This is a genomic window from Halopelagius fulvigenes, assembly GCF_042662625.1.
GTDB lineage: Archaea > Halobacteriota > Halobacteria > Halobacteriales > Haloferacaceae > Halopelagius > Halopelagius fulvigenes.
The window spans coordinates 21,510-39,141 of sequence record NZ_JBHSXH010000004.1; the positions used below are offsets into that span (position 1 = coordinate 21,510).

General features: G+C 65.8%; 19 protein-coding genes and 2 pseudogenes. 8 read left to right on the top strand and 13 right to left on the bottom strand.

Annotation, left to right across the window (positions count from 1 at the left end; translation table 11 throughout):
• The first annotated feature begins 397 nt into the window (after positions 1-397).
• Complete coding sequence (bioB, locus tag ACFQEV_RS00635; protein ID WP_379691953.1) at positions 398-1,441, top strand: biotin synthase BioB; 1,044 nt, start codon at positions 398-400, stop codon at positions 1,439-1,441.
• 174 nt (positions 1,442-1,615) lie between these two features.
• On the opposite strand, the gene ACFQEV_RS00640 is transcribed toward bioB, so the two are convergent.
• Together ACFQEV_RS00640 and ACFQEV_RS00645 are read right to left on the bottom strand one after the other, a co-directional pair.
• Positions 1,616-2,323, bottom strand: a complete 708-nt coding sequence (locus ACFQEV_RS00640) for a hypothetical protein (protein ID WP_379691955.1) — start codon at positions 2,321-2,323, stop codon at positions 1,616-1,618.
• Positions 2,320-3,114: a ParA family protein gene (locus ACFQEV_RS00645; RefSeq protein ID WP_379691957.1), complete on the bottom strand. Its 795-nt coding sequence runs from the start codon at positions 3,112-3,114 to the stop codon at positions 2,320-2,322. The genes ACFQEV_RS00640 and ACFQEV_RS00645 overlap by 4 nt, the downstream gene beginning before the upstream one ends.
• Before the next feature lie 37 nt (positions 3,115-3,151).
• On the opposite strand from ACFQEV_RS00645, the gene ACFQEV_RS00650 reads away from it, so the two are divergent.
• The 6 genes and pseudogenes from ACFQEV_RS00650 (at position 3,152) to ACFQEV_RS00675 (ending at position 8,127) form a co-directional block, all read left to right on the top strand.
• Positions 3,152-3,343 (top strand): hypothetical protein, encoded by a 192-nt coding sequence (locus ACFQEV_RS00650; RefSeq protein WP_379691959.1) that lies wholly within the window; start codon positions 3,152-3,154, stop codon positions 3,341-3,343.
• Positions 3,344-3,538: 195 nt separating this feature from the next.
• A pseudogene (locus tag ACFQEV_RS00655) lies at positions 3,539-3,751 on the top strand (universal stress protein); the annotation flags it as partial.
• Positions 3,752-3,892: 141 nt separating this feature from the next.
• Entirely contained in the window at positions 3,893-4,501 is a 609-nt protein-coding gene (locus tag ACFQEV_RS00660; RefSeq protein ID WP_379691960.1) for a rhomboid family intramembrane serine protease, read from the top strand.
• Between the two features lie 282 nt (positions 4,502-4,783).
• Entirely contained in the window at positions 4,784-5,377 is a 594-nt protein-coding gene (locus ACFQEV_RS00665) for a potassium channel family protein (RefSeq protein WP_379691962.1), read from the top strand.
• The gene (locus ACFQEV_RS00670) at positions 5,377-7,578 is read left to right on the top strand and encodes an amino acid permease (protein WP_379691964.1); all 2,202 of its coding nucleotides are present in this window, start codon (positions 5,377-5,379) and stop codon (positions 7,576-7,578) included. The genes ACFQEV_RS00665 and ACFQEV_RS00670 overlap by 1 nt, the downstream gene beginning before the upstream one ends.
• Before the next feature lie 69 nt (positions 7,579-7,647).
• A complete protein-coding gene (locus tag ACFQEV_RS00675; RefSeq protein WP_379691966.1) occupies positions 7,648-8,127 on the top strand; it encodes an Lrp/AsnC family transcriptional regulator in 480 nt (159 codons plus the stop codon).
• A 13-nt stretch (positions 8,128-8,140) separates the two neighbouring features.
• Here ACFQEV_RS00675 and ACFQEV_RS00680 read toward each other — a convergent pair whose 3' ends face one another.
• The 3 genes from ACFQEV_RS00680 to ACFQEV_RS00690 form a co-directional block, all read right to left on the bottom strand.
• Positions 8,141-8,596, bottom strand: a complete 456-nt coding sequence (locus ACFQEV_RS00680) for a response regulator (protein WP_379691968.1) — start codon at positions 8,594-8,596, stop codon at positions 8,141-8,143.
• Positions 8,589-10,658: a PAS domain S-box protein gene (locus ACFQEV_RS00685; RefSeq protein WP_379691969.1), complete on the bottom strand. Its 2,070-nt coding sequence runs from the start codon at positions 10,656-10,658 to the stop codon at positions 8,589-8,591. Before ACFQEV_RS00685 ends, ACFQEV_RS00680 begins: the two co-directional genes overlap by 8 nt.
• Before the next feature lie 348 nt (positions 10,659-11,006).
• On the bottom strand, positions 11,007-11,363 hold the full coding sequence (locus tag ACFQEV_RS00690; RefSeq protein WP_379691970.1) for a DUF7344 domain-containing protein: 357 nt from the start codon (positions 11,361-11,363) through the stop codon (positions 11,007-11,009).
• Between the two features lie 195 nt (positions 11,364-11,558).
• Between ACFQEV_RS00690 and ACFQEV_RS00695 the strand changes: the two genes are divergently transcribed.
• A complete protein-coding gene (locus tag ACFQEV_RS00695) occupies positions 11,559-12,107 on the top strand; it encodes a halocyanin domain-containing protein (protein ID WP_379691971.1) in 549 nt (182 codons plus the stop codon).
• Here the strand turns inward: ACFQEV_RS00695 and ACFQEV_RS00700 are convergent.
• The 8 genes and pseudogenes from ACFQEV_RS00700 to ACFQEV_RS00735 form a co-directional block, all read right to left on the bottom strand.
• Positions 12,097-12,393 carry a DUF7521 family protein gene (locus ACFQEV_RS00700; RefSeq protein ID WP_379691972.1) on the bottom strand — a complete coding sequence of 99 codons (297 nt, stop codon included), beginning with the start codon at positions 12,391-12,393 and terminating at the stop codon, positions 12,097-12,099. The genes ACFQEV_RS00695 and ACFQEV_RS00700 overlap by 11 nt on opposite strands.
• Positions 12,390-12,758 carry a helix-turn-helix domain-containing protein gene (locus ACFQEV_RS00705; RefSeq protein ID WP_379691973.1) on the bottom strand — a complete coding sequence of 123 codons (369 nt, stop codon included), beginning with the start codon at positions 12,756-12,758 and terminating at the stop codon, positions 12,390-12,392. Before ACFQEV_RS00705 ends, ACFQEV_RS00700 begins: the two co-directional genes overlap by 4 nt.
• 89 nt (positions 12,759-12,847) lie before the next feature.
• Positions 12,848-13,186 carry a CGCGG family putative rSAM-modified RiPP protein gene (locus ACFQEV_RS00710; protein WP_379692200.1) on the bottom strand — a complete coding sequence of 113 codons (339 nt, stop codon included), beginning with the start codon at positions 13,184-13,186 and terminating at the stop codon, positions 12,848-12,850.
• 53 nt (positions 13,187-13,239) lie between these two features.
• Positions 13,240-13,869 carry a helix-turn-helix domain-containing protein gene (locus ACFQEV_RS00715; RefSeq protein ID WP_379691974.1) on the bottom strand — a complete coding sequence of 210 codons (630 nt, stop codon included), beginning with the start codon at positions 13,867-13,869 and terminating at the stop codon, positions 13,240-13,242.
• 12 nt (positions 13,870-13,881) lie between these two features.
• Positions 13,882-14,139: a hypothetical protein gene (locus tag ACFQEV_RS00720; RefSeq protein WP_379691975.1), complete on the bottom strand. Its 258-nt coding sequence runs from the start codon at positions 14,137-14,139 to the stop codon at positions 13,882-13,884.
• Between the two features lie 7 nt (positions 14,140-14,146).
• Positions 14,147-15,289: pseudogene (locus ACFQEV_RS00725) on the bottom strand (TIGR04053 family radical SAM/SPASM domain-containing protein); the annotation flags it as partial.
• Between the two features lie 144 nt (positions 15,290-15,433).
• Positions 15,434-16,456, bottom strand: coding sequence for a halocyanin domain-containing protein (locus tag ACFQEV_RS00730; protein WP_379691977.1), 1,023 nt, complete (start codon positions 16,454-16,456; stop codon positions 15,434-15,436).
• A 20-nt stretch (positions 16,457-16,476) separates the two neighbouring features.
• Positions 16,477-17,613 carry a multicopper oxidase domain-containing protein gene (locus ACFQEV_RS00735; RefSeq protein WP_379691979.1) on the bottom strand — a complete coding sequence of 379 codons (1,137 nt, stop codon included), beginning with the start codon at positions 17,611-17,613 and terminating at the stop codon, positions 16,477-16,479.
• Between the last annotated feature and the right edge of the window lie 19 nt (positions 17,614-17,632).

Sequence of the window (17,632 nt, forward strand, 5' to 3'; positions counted from 1 at the left end):
AATCACTTGTAGGAGTGGTGTGTCTCCGAGAGATAGAGTCGGATGACGATACAGTGCGGTTCGTTAATGCCTTAATCAGTATATGGTATATCGATACACCGATCCATTGCCGAGTAACGGCCCAGCTACTAGCGACTACTATTTTTCTAGTACAGTACTAGAACTACACATATCATCTGAACTTCGATTGAAACTTTAGAGTGGTTTGATACGTTCGCCGTTCGCCGTCTCCCTATGGCATCCGGTGAGGATTCGAATACTACTCCGGCCCCGACTCACGGTAGTCACTCTCGACTGCGTCCTTCTCTGATGCGTCGTCCGTAGATGACGCAGGTACTCTCTGCCGACCACTTGTCAATACACAACCATTATAAGGTCGTAAACTACGGTTCGAACCGTGGTTTACGAGACTGGAAATCGGACGGTCGATGGCGCGGTAGAACGGATACTCGAGGGCGAGGCTCTCGACCGGACGGACGCGCTCGCACTCGTCGCGCAACCGGTCGAAGATTTAGCGCCGGCGGCGGACTACGTTCGCGCTCACTACGGTGACGACACGGTCGACGCCTGCAGCATCGTCAACGCGAAGGCGGGCGACTGCACGGAAGACTGCGGGTTCTGCGCGCAGTCGGTCCACTTCGACACCGGAATCGACTCCTACGGCTTCCTCGATCCCGACGAAATTCTCGCGGCCGCGAAACGCGCCGAACACGACGGCGCTCAGCGCTTCGGCATCGTCGTCGCGGAGGAGGGCGTGAGCAAGGACCGCCGCCCCGAGGAGTGGGCGGACGTGCTCCGGGCGATTCGTCTCGTCCGCGACGAGACGGACGTCGAGGTGGACGCGAGTCTCGGCCTGCTGACCGCGGAGGAAGCCGAGATTCTCGCTGAGGAGGAGGTCAACCATTACAACCACAACATCGAGACGTCCCCCGACTACTTCCCAGAGGTCGTCTCCACCCACTCCTTCGAGGACCGCGTGAAGACGCTCGAACGCGCCAAGAGCGCGGGAATGAACCTCTGCGCCGGCGTCATCCTCGGGATGGGCGAAGCGCCGACCGACCGTATCGACGCCGCCCTCGCGCTCCGCGATATCGGCGTCGCTTCCCTCCCGGTGAACGTCCTCAACCCCGTCGAGGGGACGCCACTCGGCGATGCGGACGAGGCGGACATCACTACAGAGGAGATTGTTCGGACCGTCGCCGTCTACCGACTCCTTCATCCAGAGGCGCGCATCCGCCTCACCGGCGGTCGGGAGGTGAACCTCGGCGCGGACGAACAGCACCGCCCGTTCGAGGCCGGCGCGGACGGCATCCTCACGGGGGACTATCTCACCACCGAGGGACAGTCGCCGGCCGACGACATCAGAGTCATCGAGGAGGCCGGACTCCGTCCGAATACCGACGTCAACGAGTTCGACCTAGAGGCTGTCAAGCGGCGCTGAAGGAGTGACGCCTCGGCCGTCGAGACGGCGGCGGAGACGACAGCGGAGACGGTGGCGGGGACGGCGAACGGCAGCACAACCCACGACGAAACGAGGAACTAATTACGAACGACGCCCGGATGCGGTACTCCGGCGCCGGCGGTATCGAACGTCCCCGACGGGCGTCCGAGCCGGTCACTCGACGTCTTCCAACTTCTCCCGAACGCTCTCGGCGTCGAGTTCGTCTATCTCGTCGAGGCCGAGCGAGACGACGAGGGGGTAGAAGTGGCGGTTCTTCTCGAAGCTCTCGTCGAACTCGTACTCGTAGTCGGCTTTGAGCATCGCGTATGCCCTGTCGAGGTTCCGACGCACGTCGTGCGGGAGGTACATGTACGTCGGCTTCTGCTCGTCCTTGACGGACGTCGGCGGCGACTCCCGATCCGCCGCCGCGTCCTCGGGTTCGGCTCCGTTCTCTCCGCCCGACGCGGCCGTCTCTGCATCCGACGAACCGGCCGCCGTTCCCGTCTCGTCTCCCTCGTCCGTTTCGTCGGAGTGGTCGGTTCGACCGGTCTCGTTTCTCCCTTCGCTCTCGGCCGTCTCTGCGGTCCCGCCGCTCTCGTCTACGCTGTCCGTCTTTTCCGTCTCTTCCGTCTCGCTCGTCTTTTCCGTCTCGTCTTTCCCGCTCGTCTCGTTCGTCTTTGACGGTTTTGCTGTCTCTGCTGAAGCCGCCGTCTCCGTCGTCTCAGCCTCCGTCCGAGACTCGGTTTCGGACTCCTCGGCGTCGGACGCCTCCTCGGCGTGAGTTTCCCCTTCGTCGTCTTCGTCCGCCGACGAACCGTGCGCGCGATCGCGGGCGCGTTGGCGACGGCGTCGGAGTCGGTCGGCGCGGTCGCCGTCGCTCATGCGTTCGCCTCCGCGAGACCGAACTGTTCGTCGAGGTCGGCCGCCACGTCGAGGAACGTCTCGCACATGTCGCAGTCGGGGTTGAACTCGAGGAGCGACACGCCGGCGTCGAGGGCCTTCTGCACGTCGGCGCGTTCGCGAATCTCCCAGATCGGAACGTCCTCGAACGCGGCGTTTATCCAATCGACCATCTCGCGGGCCTGCTTCTTCCGCACGTCGATGCGGTTGACGACGACGCCTCGGTCCCGGATGTCTATCTCGTAGTCGTACTCCAAGGCGTCGATGTGGTCGAAGAGCAGCTCAAAGGCGCGCTTCGATGTCGATTCCGCGAGCGCCGGGATGAGCACGTTCTGCGTCGCGAACAGCGCGTTGTCCATCAGGTTCCCGAGGTTCGGCGGGCAGTCGACGATGACGTAGTCGTAGTCGTCTTCGACCTCCCGGAGGACGAGGTCGAGTTGCTCGCCGCTTCGGCGCGCGAGGGTGAGTTCGGGTTCCGCGGCCGTCATGTCGATGTTCGACGGGACGACGTCCATCTCGGGGTGTCCTCGGACGATGTTCTCTATCTCCCCTCGCTTCTCGGCGTCCGTGAGACAGTCGAACAGCGTCGGCGGTTCGTCGTCGTAGGCCTCCATCAGCCCGAGGTTCTCCGTCGCGTTCCCTTGGGGGTCCAAATCGACGAAGAGCACGTCGTGCCCACGGGCGTTGAGTGCGCCCGCGACGTTGATGGCGATAGTGGTCTTCCCGACGCCCCCCTTCTGGTTCGACACGCAGAGTTTTACTGGTCCGGCCATACGGACTGTCTTTGCCGTCTAAACTTATAGTTTGAGTATGGATGGCAAAACCATCTTTGCCCTCTTTGTTTCCATTGTCGACTACGCCAACCAGCGTAACGCCCCGCAGTCACGCGATTACAATGACGAGCGAGAGCTTCTCTCTAACGTCAAAACTATCAAAGACTGCTTTGATGGTTCACTCGTCTTTTCACTCTTTTCAATTTTTGCTATCAAATCTTCTCTCTGAATTTCGTCAGGCGAAGTACGCGTTCGTCGGCGCTGGCGACGGCGTTTGGACGTTTCGTTCGATTTTGCTCTCTTTCACGTCCGGGGCTTCTTTGCTAGCGTTCCCGATTTGCACCGTTTTGATAGAAAAATAGTCCGAGCCGTCAAAACTAGAAAAACTATCTTTGATATCTCTGCTCCTGTGGCCGTCAAAATCCGCGCCGAGGAGGTTGCGTCCGAGTACGACACCGAGATAACTACCGAGGTACAGGCCGGGCATCCGGTACGGGCGATTCTCCGCCGGGTCGACGACTTCGACGCGGTGGTCCTCGGGACGCACGGGGGGACGGTGGCCGAACGACTGTTCGTCGGAAACGTCGCAGAGAAGGTCTTCCGTCGCTCTCCGGTCCCGGTCACCGTCGTTCGGTGAGTCTCCCGCGGTTTCGTACCGGCTCTCGCCGCGACGACGAGAGCGCGGAACTCGACGACCCTACGGCGACTGTCGAACGGCGGAAACCTCCCGAGGGAACTCGTCCGTAACGTTTCATACGCGCCGGTCCTACGAACCGGCATGAAGCCGGACCGCGAGGCGTCTCTCTTCGAACGGGCCGCTCGGAACCCGGCGGTCCAGACGCTCGTCGCGATGGTCGTCGTCTCCCTGCTGACGTGGTGGAGCTTTCTGGTCGGTTCGGCCCGACTGTTCGTCCTCGCGCCGCCCGTCTTCGACCCGCCGTGGGGGCTCGTCACGAGCGTGTACGCCCACGCCAACCCCGCGCACCTCGTCTCGAACGCGATGCTCATCGCCGTCGCCGGCGGCATCGTCTCGCTCTCGACGACCCGGCTGAAGTTCCACGCGTTCTTCCTCTCGACGGGCGCACTCGCCGCCGTCGCCCAAGTGTGGTCGGGGATGGCTCTCGGGAACCCGACGGCGGTTCTCGGGTCGTCCGGGGCGGCGTTCGCGTTGGTCGGCTACGTCCTCGCCTCGAACCCCGTCTCGGCGTCGCTCCTCGACCGGTTCCGCCTCCCCGCGCGGGCCGTCGTGATTCTCGTCGCCCTCGTCGCGTTCGCCCTCACGCTCACCTACAGCGCACCCGGGAGCGCACTCGTTGCCCACTTCACGGGCACCGTGGCGGGACTGACCGCCGGGCGCTTCCGCGTTCTCCGAGACGACGGGCGGTGACTGCGTCACTCCGGTGACTCGTTCTTCCCGTCCTCTCGTGCCCTCTCCGCAGTCTGTTCCCGCACGTCCGACTCCACCCGGCTACCCCGCGGTTTATTACCCGAACGGATACGTCACGGAGCGAACACGGTCCCGTTTCTCCCACTGTCCTAGGACGGATAAACAAAATATGGGATTTATTTTGTCGAATCGATATTCGAACCGGCTAGTTTATGCCGTTCCGTCCTGTATGTGCTAGTGCCGAAGCCGGGCACCACTCCGGCGACGTACGCACCTACAACCATGTCTACACAAACACTCATCGTCGGCGGTGGTCACGTCGGCCGCTTGCTCGCTGGACAGATGGACGAACGTCGCGGGACCGTCCGCTTCGTCGACGACAGCGAGACTGCGGTCCGACGCGCACGCGAGAACGGAGTACCGGCACGGGAGGCGACGCTCACCAGCCTGCGGTCGTTGGACGAGGTGGGGGTCGGCGACGCCGAGACGGCTATCGCCGTCTCGTTGGAGGACAGCGTCAACATGCTGGTCGTCCAGTTGCTGCGCTGTCAGTTCGGCGTCCCGCGAGTCATTGTCCTCGTCAACGACCCGCGGAATCGAGACGCCTTCGACGAACTGGGCGTGGAATCGATCTGCGCGTCCACGGCCATCACTGGGGCCGTGCTTCGAACGACGCTCGACCCCGACACCGAAACGTCGGACGGTTCGCCCGTCGAACCGATGTTCGACACCAATGACGGATCTGAGCCGGACCGGAGCGTCGCGCGGTCGTTCGACCTCGGGAGTCGCCTCCGTTCGGAAACGCTCGGCACCGACCGGTTCGCCAAGTCGGCCCGGAACCGAATCGCCCGCCTCGGCGGGAGGAGGTCGAACTGATGCAGAAGGCGTTAGAGCGTGACCTCGGCCTCTACTCCGTCCTCGCCATCAGTATCGGCGCGATGGTCGGGAGCGGTATCTTCATCCTCCCGGCACTCGCCGTCAAAATCGCCGGCCCGGCGGTCATCCTCGCGTACGTGATCGCCGGCCTCCTCGTGTTGCCCGCGGCGTTGTCGAAGTCCGAGATGGCGACGGCGATGCCCGAAGCGGGCGGGACGTACCTGTACATCGAACGCGGGATGGGCCCGCTTCTCGGAACGGTCGCCGGTCTCGGGACGTGGTTCTCCCTCTCTTTCAAGGGCGCACTCGCCCTCGTGGGCGGCGTCCCGTACCTCCTGTTGCTGTTCGACGTGCCGTCGGACATCGTCACGCCCGTCGCCCTCGCGTTGGCGGCGGTTCTCGTCCTCGTCAACCTCTTCGGCGCGAAGCAGACGGGCCGCCTCCAAGTCGGCATCGTCGCGGTGATGCTCGCCGCACTCGTGTGGTTCGCCGTCGGCGGGACGCCCAGCGTCCAGCAGACCAACTACCGACCGTTCCTCACCGGCGGCGTCGGCGGCCTGTTGGCGGCGACCGGTCTGGTGTTCGTCTCCTACGCGGGCGTGACGAAGATAGCGAGCGTCGCCGAGGAAGTCGAGGACCCCGACCGGAACATCCCTCTCGGCATCGTCGGTTCGCTGGCGTTCACGACGCTTCTGTACACGCTCATCGTGGCGGTGATGGTCGGCGTCACCGACCCCGGAAGCATCGCCGAGAGCGCCACGCCGATGGCCGTCGCGGCCGAGGCGACCCTCGGCACCGCGGGCGTCGTCGCCATCGTCGTCGCCGCCGTCTTGGCCCTCGTCAGCACCGCGAACGCGGGCATCCTCTCGTCGTCGCGGTACCCCTTCGCAATGAGTCGGGACAACCTCGTCCCGTCCTCGCTGTCGGTCGTCAGCGACCGGTTTGGCACGCCGAGCACCTCCATCACGCTCACCGGCGTCGTCCTGTTACTCCTCATCGCGTTCGTCCCCATCCTCGACATCGCCAAACTGGCGAGCGCCTTCCAGATCCTCGTGTTCGTCCTCATCAACTTCGCCATCGTGGCCTTCCGCGAGGGCAACGTCGAGTACGAACCGTCGTTCGAGTCGCCGCTCTACCCGTGGACGCAGGCGTTCGGCATCGTCGGCGGCGTGGTCCTCCTCACGCAGATGGGGACCGTCCCGTTCGTCGGTGCCGCCGTGATGACCGCCGCAGGCATCGGCTGGTACTTCGCGTACGCGCGCCCGAGAGTGGACCGCGAGGGCGCGGCGAGAGACGCCGTCCGCCGGCAGATAGGGCAGAGCGCAGTCGAACGGACGCGGGACGCCATCGAGGAGTGGACCAGCGGCTACCGCGTTCTCGTCGCCCTCTCGAACGACGTCACCAAGGACGAAGAACGGGCGTTCGTCCGCGTGGCGGCCGACCTCGCGCGTCCGAACCACGGTCGGGTGACGGTCGTCCGCTTCGAGGAAGTCCCCGACCAGGTTCCGTTGACGCACGCCTCCGAGACGGAGTCGCCCGCGGACCTCCAGTTCGAGCGACAGACTGACGAACTCGACGAGGAGTTCGACGTGCCCGTCGACAGCGGTACCATCGTCAGCCACGACACGAGACACGCCGTCGTCAACTACGCCGACCACGAGGAGGTGGACATGCTCCTGATGGAGCACGACCCCGGCGCGTCGGGCCTCCGCGGCCGCCTGTTCGGCGACGACGCCGACTGGGTCGTGCGACACGCCCCCTGCGACGTGACGCTCCTCGACGACCGCGGACTCGGCGAGATAGAGACGGTCGGCGTCCTCACGGACGAGGGCCCCTACGACCCCACCAAGGTCGCCGTCGCGGACGCCCTCGCCACCGAGGCTGGTGCCACCGTCGCACTCAACCACGCGGTGGACGTGGAGTCCCGCCCGACGCGGGCGCGGACGATACGCGAGTATCACGAGGAAATCGGGCAACTGTGCTCGGCCCCAGTCCGGACGGGACTGCCGTTCACCGACGGCGGTCGCTCCGACGGACCGCCGTACGACGACGACGTGTTGGTCGTCGGCGTCGAGGCGGGGTCCGACCGGGCGCAGTCGCGCATCGTCGACGAGTGGGGCTGTTCGGTGCTGATGGTCCACGGGCAGGACGCGCGGCGGCGCGGCCGCCTCGCCCGTCTCGCCGACCGCTGGCTCTTCTGAGCCGTCCCGCTCGGCTCACCCCCCCGACGGAGCAAAACACATATCGGCCTCTCGCTCGCTCATCGTAGCATGGCGTCGCCATCGCTTGACGACCTCGACCGCTACATCATCTACGCGCTCCAACAGGACGCGCGACACACGTCGGGGGGAGACATCGCCGAAGAACGCGGCGTCTCCGCCAGCACCGTCCGCAACCGAATCAGCAAGCTAGAGTCCAACGGCATCATCCGCGGGAGCCACCTCGACGTCGATTACGAGGCGATGGGTTACCAGTTGTACACTATCATCTTCTGCACCGCGCCCATCCCCGACCGGGAGAAACTGGCGAAGCAGGCGCTCGACGTGGACGGCGTCGTCTCCGTCCGAGAGATAATGACCGGCGACGAGAACGTTCACATCACCGCCGTGGGACGCGACGGCGACGACCTGAGCCGAATCGGGCGGGAACTCAGCGCGCTCGGATTCGAGATAGCCGAAGAGGAGATCATCCGCAACGAGTACACCTGCGCGTACAGTCCCTTCGGACGCGACGTCGAGAACTCGGAGTGACGGCCCCGGACGCTCACGCCGTGCGGGTCGGCAGTTCGGCGAAGCGGAACCAGAACTCCTCTAAGGCGCGCGCGAGCTCGACGAACTCGTCGGGTTCGACGGGTTTCACCAGGTAGGCGTTCGCCTGCAGCTCGTAGAACTTCGTGATGTCCTCCGTCGTCTTCGAGCTCGTCAGGACGATAACCGGAATCCGCGAGAGGTCCGTATCGTTCTGTATCTCCTCGAGGACTTCCTCGCCGTCCTTTCGCGGAAGGTTGAGGTCGAGGAGGATGATGTCCGGCCGCGGCGCGTCGGCGTACTCCTCGCGTCGGTAGAGGAAGTCGAGCGCTTCGACGCCATCGGCCGCGACGTGGAGCGTGGTACCGACCTGCCCCTCTTTGAACGCTTCTTTCGTCAACCGGACGTCGCCGGGGTTGTCCTCGATGAGGAGGACTTCTATCGGTTCTCCGTCGTTGGTTTCGTTACTCATCGTTGGAAGAGATCGTGAACGAGAACGTCGACCCCTCGCCGGGTTCGGAGTCGAGCGACATCTCGCCGCCGTGGCGTTCGACGATGCGTTCGCAGAGCGCCAGTCCGATGCCGGTGCCCTCGTACTCCTCGCGGGTGTGGAGTCGCTGGAACACCTCGAAGACGCGGTCGGCGTCCTTGGAGTCGATGCCGATGCCCTCGTCCGTGACCGAGATGGTCCAGCTGCCGCCGTCGCGTTCGGCACCGACGTGGACCCGTGGCGGTTCGTCGCCCGAGTACTCGATGGCGTTCTCGAGTAGGTTCTGGAACACCTGCCTGAGTTGGCTGGCGTCGCCCTCGACGGTGGGGAGCGTCTCCGCCGTGATCGCGGCGTCGCTCTCCGCTATCGCCCGCCTGAGGTCGTTGCGGGCTTCGTCGAGTACGTCGTTGAGGTCGACCGGCTCGAACGGATCGCCGCGCGTCTCCACGCGGGAGTACTTGAGCAGGCTGTTGATCATGTCCCGCATGCGGTCGGCACCGTCGACGGCGAACTCGAGGAACTCCTGCCCCTCCTCGTCGAGGACGCCGTCGTACCGGCTCTCGATGAGCCGAAGGTAGCTCGACACCATCCGGAGCGGTTCTTGGAGGTCGTGGGAGGCGGCGTAGGCGAACTGCTCTAAGCGCTCGTTGGACTCCTCCAGTTTCCGCTGGTACTCCCGTCGGTCGGTGATATCGTGGATGTAGATGGACAGCCCCGACTCGGAGGGGTAGACGTTGTATTCGAGCCACGCTTCGAGTCGCTCGTCGTACAGCTCGAAGTCGACCGGTTCCTGCGTTCCCATCGCCCTGTGGAACTCCTCCCAGAGCCGTCCGTCGGACCGTTCGGGGAACACCTCCCAGAAGGACCGTCCGGCGAACCCAGTCTGGGGCTGCTGGAACAGCTCCGCGGCGCGTTCGTTGAGGTGGGTGAACTGCCACTTGTCGTCGAGCGCGAAGAACGCGTCGGAGATGCGGCCGAGAATCTCGCTCAGCTCGCTCTCGAGCTCCGACTTCCGCTCTTCGAGCTGCCGTTCGCGCTCTTTCTGTGCGGTGATGTCCTCGATCGCGACGACGACTCCGCTGTCGTCGGAGAGGCCGCCTTCGAGGGGGACCACGTTGATCGAGAGCCAGCGCCGGTCGCCCTCCGTCCAGTCGGACCGACACTGGTAATCGTACACGGATTTCCCGGTGTCGATGACCTGCGTCCACGGTCGCTCGTCGCTCGGAACGAAGTCCCCCGCGCCGTCGTAGAGGTTCTTCGACTCGATGGAGTCTCCCTCCACGGAGGCTTCGTCGGCGCCGAGGAGGTCGAGCGCCTGCTGGTTCGCCCTCACGAACTCCCTGTTGGAGTCGAGCACGCAGATGCTGACCGGCGCGGTTTCGAGTATCTGCTCGGTCAGGTCGCGCTCTCTGCGGAGTTGCAGCTCGTACTCCCGTTGTTCGGTCATGTCGCGGGTCACCTTCGTGAACCCTTGGAGCGTGCCGTCGACGTCGCGGATGGCGGTGATGATGACGTTCGCCCAGAACCGCGTGCCGTCCTGCCGAACCCGCCAGCCTTCGTCCTCGGTGTGGCCCTCCGTCGCGGCGGCTTGGAGGTTCGTCTCCGGGACCTCGTTTTTGTTGTCTTCCTCGGTGTAGAACGTAGAGAAGTGGCGACCGACTATCTCGTCCTCCGAGTACCCCTTGATACGTCTGGCCCCCTCGTTCCAGCTGGCGACGGTGCCGTCGGGGTTGAGCATGAAAATCGCGTAGTCTTTGACCGCCCTCACGAACGCGCCGAACTCCCGCAGTTCGGACTGTTGATCGGTCGAGTTCGCCTCGCCCGGCGGCCGCCACCAGACGCGGGTTCCGTCGGCGACCTCTCTCGTCCGTACCTCGTCCCGGTCGGCGAGCGCTTCCAGCTCCCGTTCGACGGTCCGTTCCGGACACTCTAATCGCTCTGCGACTTCCGACGCGGTGAACGGCGTGCACGGCTCGTCGGACGTCGAGAACAGACGCTCTATATCGTCTCGAGTGACGTCCGACGTTGAGCCTGATGAGTTCATCGTGTACCTGTTATCGTGGCTGGGGTGATCGTTCGCAGTCAAATTTGACGTCCGTACCGCTGTTCTTCGACTTCCGTTCGTGATCTCGGCGGACTGTGCATCGGTTCACTCACGCTCGTCTGCGACACTCCGTTCGGAGGCGGTCCGCCGGCCCTCGTTTCGACTACGGTTCTCCGAGGGGTTCGAATTCGGCGTGTCCGCACTCGCACGACCCTCCGGTTCCGACGACTCGAAAATCTCCGCCCGGCGTCCGTTGCACGGGGTAGACCGCCCCGCACTCGGCGCACCGGCCGAGCGTCTCTGGGTCGCCGCCCGATGTGGGCCTCTCCGTCATCCGCCTGCACCGGCTCAGTTTCTTCGAGCCGACCGTAACGACTCGACTAGACGCCGTGCCGTCGCCATCTCCGCCCCCGGCGCGACCCGGTTCTCCTCGGCGTCGTACTCGACGATTCCTGCCTCGTCCAGTTTCGGCAGGTGGACGTGGTGGAGTTTGACCTCCATCCGTTCGACGGCCTCTTCGGGTAACGCGTCCAACGGGACGCCTCGCTCCTCGGCCGCGGTCCAGCCCGCGAGGAGTCGGACCTGGTGCGAGCGGTTCTCTTCGGCGAGTATCTCGACGATGGCTCGTCGCTGGTCGTTCGCCAAGAGGGCGAGGTGTTCGTCGAGGACTTCGGACGGGAGGGTTCTGTTTTCTGTGACTGCCATCGGACTCTCTGTTTCGAGACGAGTTCTCCTATCTGCAAAAGTCGTATACCTAAAGCCGTAGGTGCCGGCGGAGGGACGGCGTTCGAGGGGGTATCGAAAACGGGCGAGCGGAGACGCCGGTTATCGGTCCGAGAGAGCGCACCCGAACAGGTTCGGCGCAAGCGACTGTGGCGTACCGCCGGAACGACCGACTGTATGATGGACTCACACTCGACTCGACGCGCGTTCGCCGCGGCCCTCGGTACGCTCGCCGTCGGCGCATTCGCGGGATGCACCGGAAGCGGCGCGGAAGCGAATCAAGCCGGCGGCGGGGGCGGCGAATCGACGCCCGCGTCCACGGAGACGCCGGCGCGGACGGCGACGGACGCCGCGGGTTCAGAGTCCGGCGGCGACGAACCGTCGTTCGGTGGGTGGTTCGACGACATGAGCAACTACGACGGCGTCGTCGATACGACGGGCAACTCCGAGGTGACCGTCGCCGTCGGCGCGAGCGGAAACAACGGTAACTACGCGTTCGACCCCGCGGCCGTCCGGGTGGACGCCGGAACCACCGTCGTCTGGGAGTGGACGGGGGAGGGCGCTAGCCACAACGTCTCCGCGAAGGACGGGTCGTTCGAGAGCGAGATGACCGGCGAGAAGGGCCACACGTTCTCGCAGACGTTCGAGGAGGCGGGCACGTACAAGTACGTCTGTACCCCCCACCAGGCGATGGGGATGAGGGGCGCAGTCGTCGTCACCGAATAACATTCGGTGAGCAGCCGAGTTTCACTCGGCGACGTCGAGCGACGGCGGTCAGCACGCTCTCGACGACGAGGGCGTAGTCGGCGTCCACGGCGAGCAGTTGGTCGACGACGCCCGCCGTCAGCGACCCGAGGGTGACGACGGCGAAGCCGACGAAGAGCGCCTTCAGCGCCCGCCTTCCGGTCCGTCGGAACGCCTTCCACGTCACAAACGTCACCAGACCGCCGAGCACGAGCGTCACCGTCTTCGCGACGACCACCGCCGAGGCGAGGGTCGGTTCCGTCGTCATCGCTCGCGCTCCGCTTTGACCTCGGACCACAGGTCAGCGGCCGTCTCCGCTCCCTCCTCGACTCGAACGCTCAGCGCCACTCCGTCCGTCTCCTCCTCGACTGCGAGCACCACCCGGTCGAAGGTGAGTCGGTACGTCGCCGCCTCGCCGGCGTGGAGTCGCTTCTCCGCGAGGTTCGCCTCCACGAGTCGTTCGAGCTTCCGGTACACCGTCGAACGGGGGAGTTCGCACTCGTCGCCGATCTCGTCGGCGGTCATCGGCCGGTCCATCTGTTCGACCATCCGCTGGCAGTCGTCGTCGTTCAGCACGCCGAACACCGACCCGGCGTCCGGCGCGAGTGCGTCAGCGAGTGGGTTCGAACTCATCTGTGTCTCCGTCGTCCGTCGCTCGGTAACGCCGCGTTCCGTCGCTCGCCACGCCGCGTCGGTTCCGCGTCAGTGTTGGATTTCGTCGCTCACTCCGCCCCTCCGTCCGAGCGGACGTGCACGCGAGTCACGTGGCCGCCGCACCCGCAGCGTTCGACGTACTCCCACTCGACGTCGTGGTCGCTCGCTTCGAGTTCCTCGTAGAGGTACGTCTCCGGGTGGCCGTGGTCGCCGTGGGTGACGAGGTTGACGTGGTTCCCCGCCGTCGTGTGGGCCACGGCGTCGAGGGCCTGCCGGACGACGAGTTCCCTGTCGTCGGCGTGGACGGGGTGTTCGAGGTTCGCCGACCACGAGTTGTCGTGGACGCGGTCGGTGATCGGTTCGACAGATTCGACGGGTTCGCTCAGGTCGTGTTGCGCGTCGCTCATACTCGGCCGTCGGCGTCGAGAGACCCTGAACGCTCCCCCGAACACGTTCGGGTTCATCGGTCGGAGTCGAGGTACTCCTTGATGACGCGCCCCTCCGCGCGGTGGAGCTTCTCGCTCGTCGTGGACTTGGCGAGTCCCACCGTCTCCGCGAGTTCCGTCAGCGTACAGCGTCGGGGGGAGTCGTAGTACCCCTCCTCGGCGGCGGTTTCGAGGAGTCCGCGCTGGTCGTCCGTCAGGAGCGACTCCATCTCGACGGTCTGTTTCACCGACCGGAGGTCGAAGGGGATGCCGAACACCTCGAACTGCGCGCCGAGCTCCGAGAGTCTGTCGCGCGACGCCGTCACCTCCAGTTCGGCCTCGCCGTCGCGGATGGCGATGGGGAGTTCGAGGGGGACGCCCGCTTCGCGGATAGAGAGGAGCAACAGCGGTTCGGTCGTCTCGAACTGCACGAGTGCGGCGTCCTCCCGCACTTCGAGCAGGTTCGTCGAGACGATGCGCTCGTCCTCGTCCATCTGCGCTATCACCGTATCGAGGTTCGACCCCGACAGTTCGACGAGGCCGACGCCCGTCTCGTCGGACGGCATCGCGGCGAGCACCTCGAACGTCACGTCGGGGTTCGCCGTCGAGAGCTCCGACACCCACGTCCACTCCGGCAACGTTATCGCTAACGTGGCTCGCGGCATGGCTGACTCTTCTCACTCCGTCTGAAAGTAGTTGCGGACGGTCGCTCGGTCGTCCGCCGCGACGACGTGCGCCGGATCTCGAAGCGCGCCGACGAGGCAGTTCGACAGTCGCTCGACCGTCCGTCGCTGTTCGTCCGTCATTTCTCCCTGCGCCTCTAACCGGCGGAGCGCGCGCCGGACCTGTTCGCGGCGCATCCGCTCTACGGGTCCGAGAGCGTCCGTCTCTGCGCCCCCGTCGGCATCGACGGCCGCCTCGGTGCGCGCGGTCACGACTCCGTCCTCTCCCGTCGGCCGCCGGCACCGGGCCGTCGTATCCGGGCGGGACGTACGGACAGAGGGGGTCGCTCTCTAAGGGGTCGCCCGTGTGGGCGTAGGCGCGAGATCGACTCCCGCCGCAGAGGCGGTTGAACGGACACGCGCCGCACTTCCCCCGGAGTCGGCCCCTGTCGCGGAGCGACTCGAACAGGTCCGACTCCCGGTATCGCTCGACCAAATCCTCCTCCCGGACGTTTCCGACCGATTCGGGGAGGAAACCCGAGGGGAAAATCTCGCCCGTGTGACTCACGAACGCGAAGCCGTCGCCGGCGACGATTCCGCGCCGCCGCGAGACGCCCGCCGGGGGACCGCCGCCCGACTCCCCGTCGTCGGCTTCGGCCCGTCGCCGTCGGACTCGGACGCGACGGTACTGGGGTGCCTCCGTCGTCTTGAGTCCGAACGGTTCCTCGTCGCCGACGGACGCCAGCCACTCCATCACCTCGTCGGCGCGTTCCGGCGACACCGGGTCGAGGAGGCGGCCCCGGCCCACGGGGACGAGGAAGAACACCGACCACATCGCCGCGCCCAGTTCCGAGACGATATCGCGGACGCCCGACAGTTCCCCGACGGTTCGGCGACAGACGGTCGTGTTTATCTGGAGGGGGAGGTCGACGCTCCGGGCGAACTCGGCGGCAGAAAGCGTCTCCTCGAAACTGCCGTCCTCGCCGCGGAAGTCGTCGTGCGTCGCCGGCGTCGCGCCGTCGATGCTCAGGGCCATCCGCTTGAGGCCCGCGTCGGCGAGTTCTTCGACGCGTTCGCGCGTCAGCGACGATGTTCCCGACGGCGTGAGCGTCACTCGCAGACCGAGGTCGGTCCCGTAGGAGACGAGTTCGGCGATGTCGTCGCGGGCGAGGGGGTCGCCGCCCGAGAGGACGACGAGTTGCCCGTCGCCGAACGCCCGCGCCCGTTCGAGGAGGCGCTTTCCCTCCTCGGTGGTCAGTTCGTCCGGGTGGCGGTTCGGTCGCGCGTCGGCGCGACAGTGGTCGCAGGCGAGTTCGCACGCCTGCGTCACCTCCCAGACGAGGACGAACGGTCGCTCGTCCGCGTCGACGCCGGCGTGCGGCGGCTTCGGTCGTTCTCCCGAGGGTGCGTCGTCTCGTGGCATGGTGAAACTGACGCCGCGCGGGCGTCGTTCGGACGGTGGTTCGGACGCCCCCTCGCTCCTGCGCCGAACGTGTTCGGACGCGATGTCGGACGCGACGGCGGACGGGTGACCGCACCGAAGCGTCCGGTCCGGGGACCGCACCGATTAGCGACTCGGCGGCGGTGAGGCCGACGACGGCGGCGACGCGTCCGGACGCTCCTTGGCGGAGAGGTACGGTATCCCGAGGACGGCGGCCACGATGGACGCGCCGAACCCGACCGTCAGGTAGTCTCCGAGGCGGTCGGCGGGAGGCGTCTCAGCGGCGCCGCCCCCGCCGACGACCACCGCGCCCTTCATGCCGAGGACTTCGTGGGGCGGGCAGGCGTACTTGTGGATTCTGTCGGACGCGAACGTCTGCGAGAACGTGTGTCCCGCCTCGGCGGTCATCTCGCTCTCGAACGATCCGTCGAGGGCGGTCACGGAGTGCATCCCGGACCCCGTCCACTCCCAGACCACCGTCGTGCCTGGAGTGATCCGTATCGCCGGGGGGTCGAACGAGAACGCGCCGCCGTTGCCCGGCGCGCCGACGGAGACGGTCACGGTTCTCTGCCCCCGGAGGTCGGTCGTCGATTCGTAGTTGTCCGCGCCGTCAAACCAGCCGTCGTACGCCGGTTCGCCGGACTCGCCGGCCGTTCCCGCGTCCGCGGACGCGCCGCCGACGGCCGCGTCGCCGACGAGCACCGCCCCTTTCATCCCCATCGCTTCGTGCGGCATGCAGTAGTACGTCGTCGCGCCGTCGTCCTCGAACGCGTGTTCGAACGTCGCGCCCGCGTTGCCGAGGAGTTCGCTCTTAAAGGACCCGTCGGACGCTTCGACGTTGTGGACGCCGCCCTCGCCGGTCCACTCCCACACCACCGTCGTTCCGGGGTCGATGCGAACCGCGGCGGGCGCGAACCCGTACGCGCCGCCGTTTCCGGGTGACCCCACCTCCACGGTCACCGTCTCCTGTCCGGTCAGGTCCGTGACGCCGTCGAAGTTGTCCACGCCGTCGAACCACGAGTCGATGTCGACCGGTTCGTCGGCCGATTGGGCCTGCGCCGTCCCGCTTACGAGAGCGGAACCGAATAGTACGCCGCCGGTCCCCGCGAGGAACGTTCGGCGGTCCACGTTGATTGTCTCTGAGGTCATGATATTCTCGTGAGTCGTGGTTACTGTTGGTAGCCCGCGTACTCCATGAGTTGTCGGAAGATGTCCGACTTCATCACGGGGGTGTAGATGACGCCGCTGAGCATCCCGCCGGGGTAGGAACTCCCGTTTCGGACGTGGTCCACCTTGTGACAGTGGATGAGGTAGATGCCGGGGTCGGCGTCCGCCTCGAACTCGACGGTGTACCGTTCCGCCGGGGCGATGTTCACCACATCTTGGAGGAGTTGCATCCCCTCGGGGATGGGCGACCCGTCCTTCTCGACGATTTTGAACCGGTGGTTGTGGATGTGCATGGGGTGCGACATGAACCCCCCGTTCACCCAGTGGATGCGCACCGTGTCGCCGGGGTCGACGAGAATCGGCGACCCCTCCTCGGGGTGGAGCGTGTACGGCGCGGACCGGCCGTTGAGGGTGAACGCGTCCGCCTTCCGGGCGGTGAGGTCGTACGATGCGTCCTCGCCGCCGTACATCCGCGAGAGGCGCGTGTCCCACTCTTTGACGGTCACGAAGTACTCCTTGTCCGCCTCCTCGTACCCCTTCGGGTCCACCCGGAGGATGCCGTACATCCCCATATCCATGTGGAAGGGGGTGTTGAAGTGACAGTGGTAGAGGTGCGTCCCGGCGACGTTCGCGGGGATGGTGTACGTGTGGGTCTCGCCGGGGTTGACGGTGACGCCCGTCGTCGTCGGGACGCCGTCGTTCTCCCACGTCTTCCGGACGCCGTGGAAGTGGAGCGTGTGCGGCATCTGGCTCTCGGTGTTGTCGAGCGTGATTTTCAGCGTCTGGCCCTCCGTACACCGTAGTATCGGGCCGGGGACGCTCGGCGTCCCGTCGTTCGCCTGAAACGCCCACACGACGGGGAGTTCGATGGGGCCGCCCATCGTGTCGTGGGGGTGGAGCGAGTGTCGGGAGTGGACCGCTCTGAGGGTGACCTCCCCGCCGAGTTCGTCGAGGTTCACGACTTCGGGTTTCCCGGTGTGGGGGAGCGCCTGTTCGGACATCGAAGCGCGGTTGGTCGTCGAGGGCGACGCCGTCGGGGCGACGCACCCGGCGAGGGTGCCGACACCGACCGCGCCGGTGGCGGCGAGGAATTCTCTGCGCGAAACTCCGGTTCCGGGTGCGCCGACTTGGGAACTCATAGTACGTCTGACCGTCCGC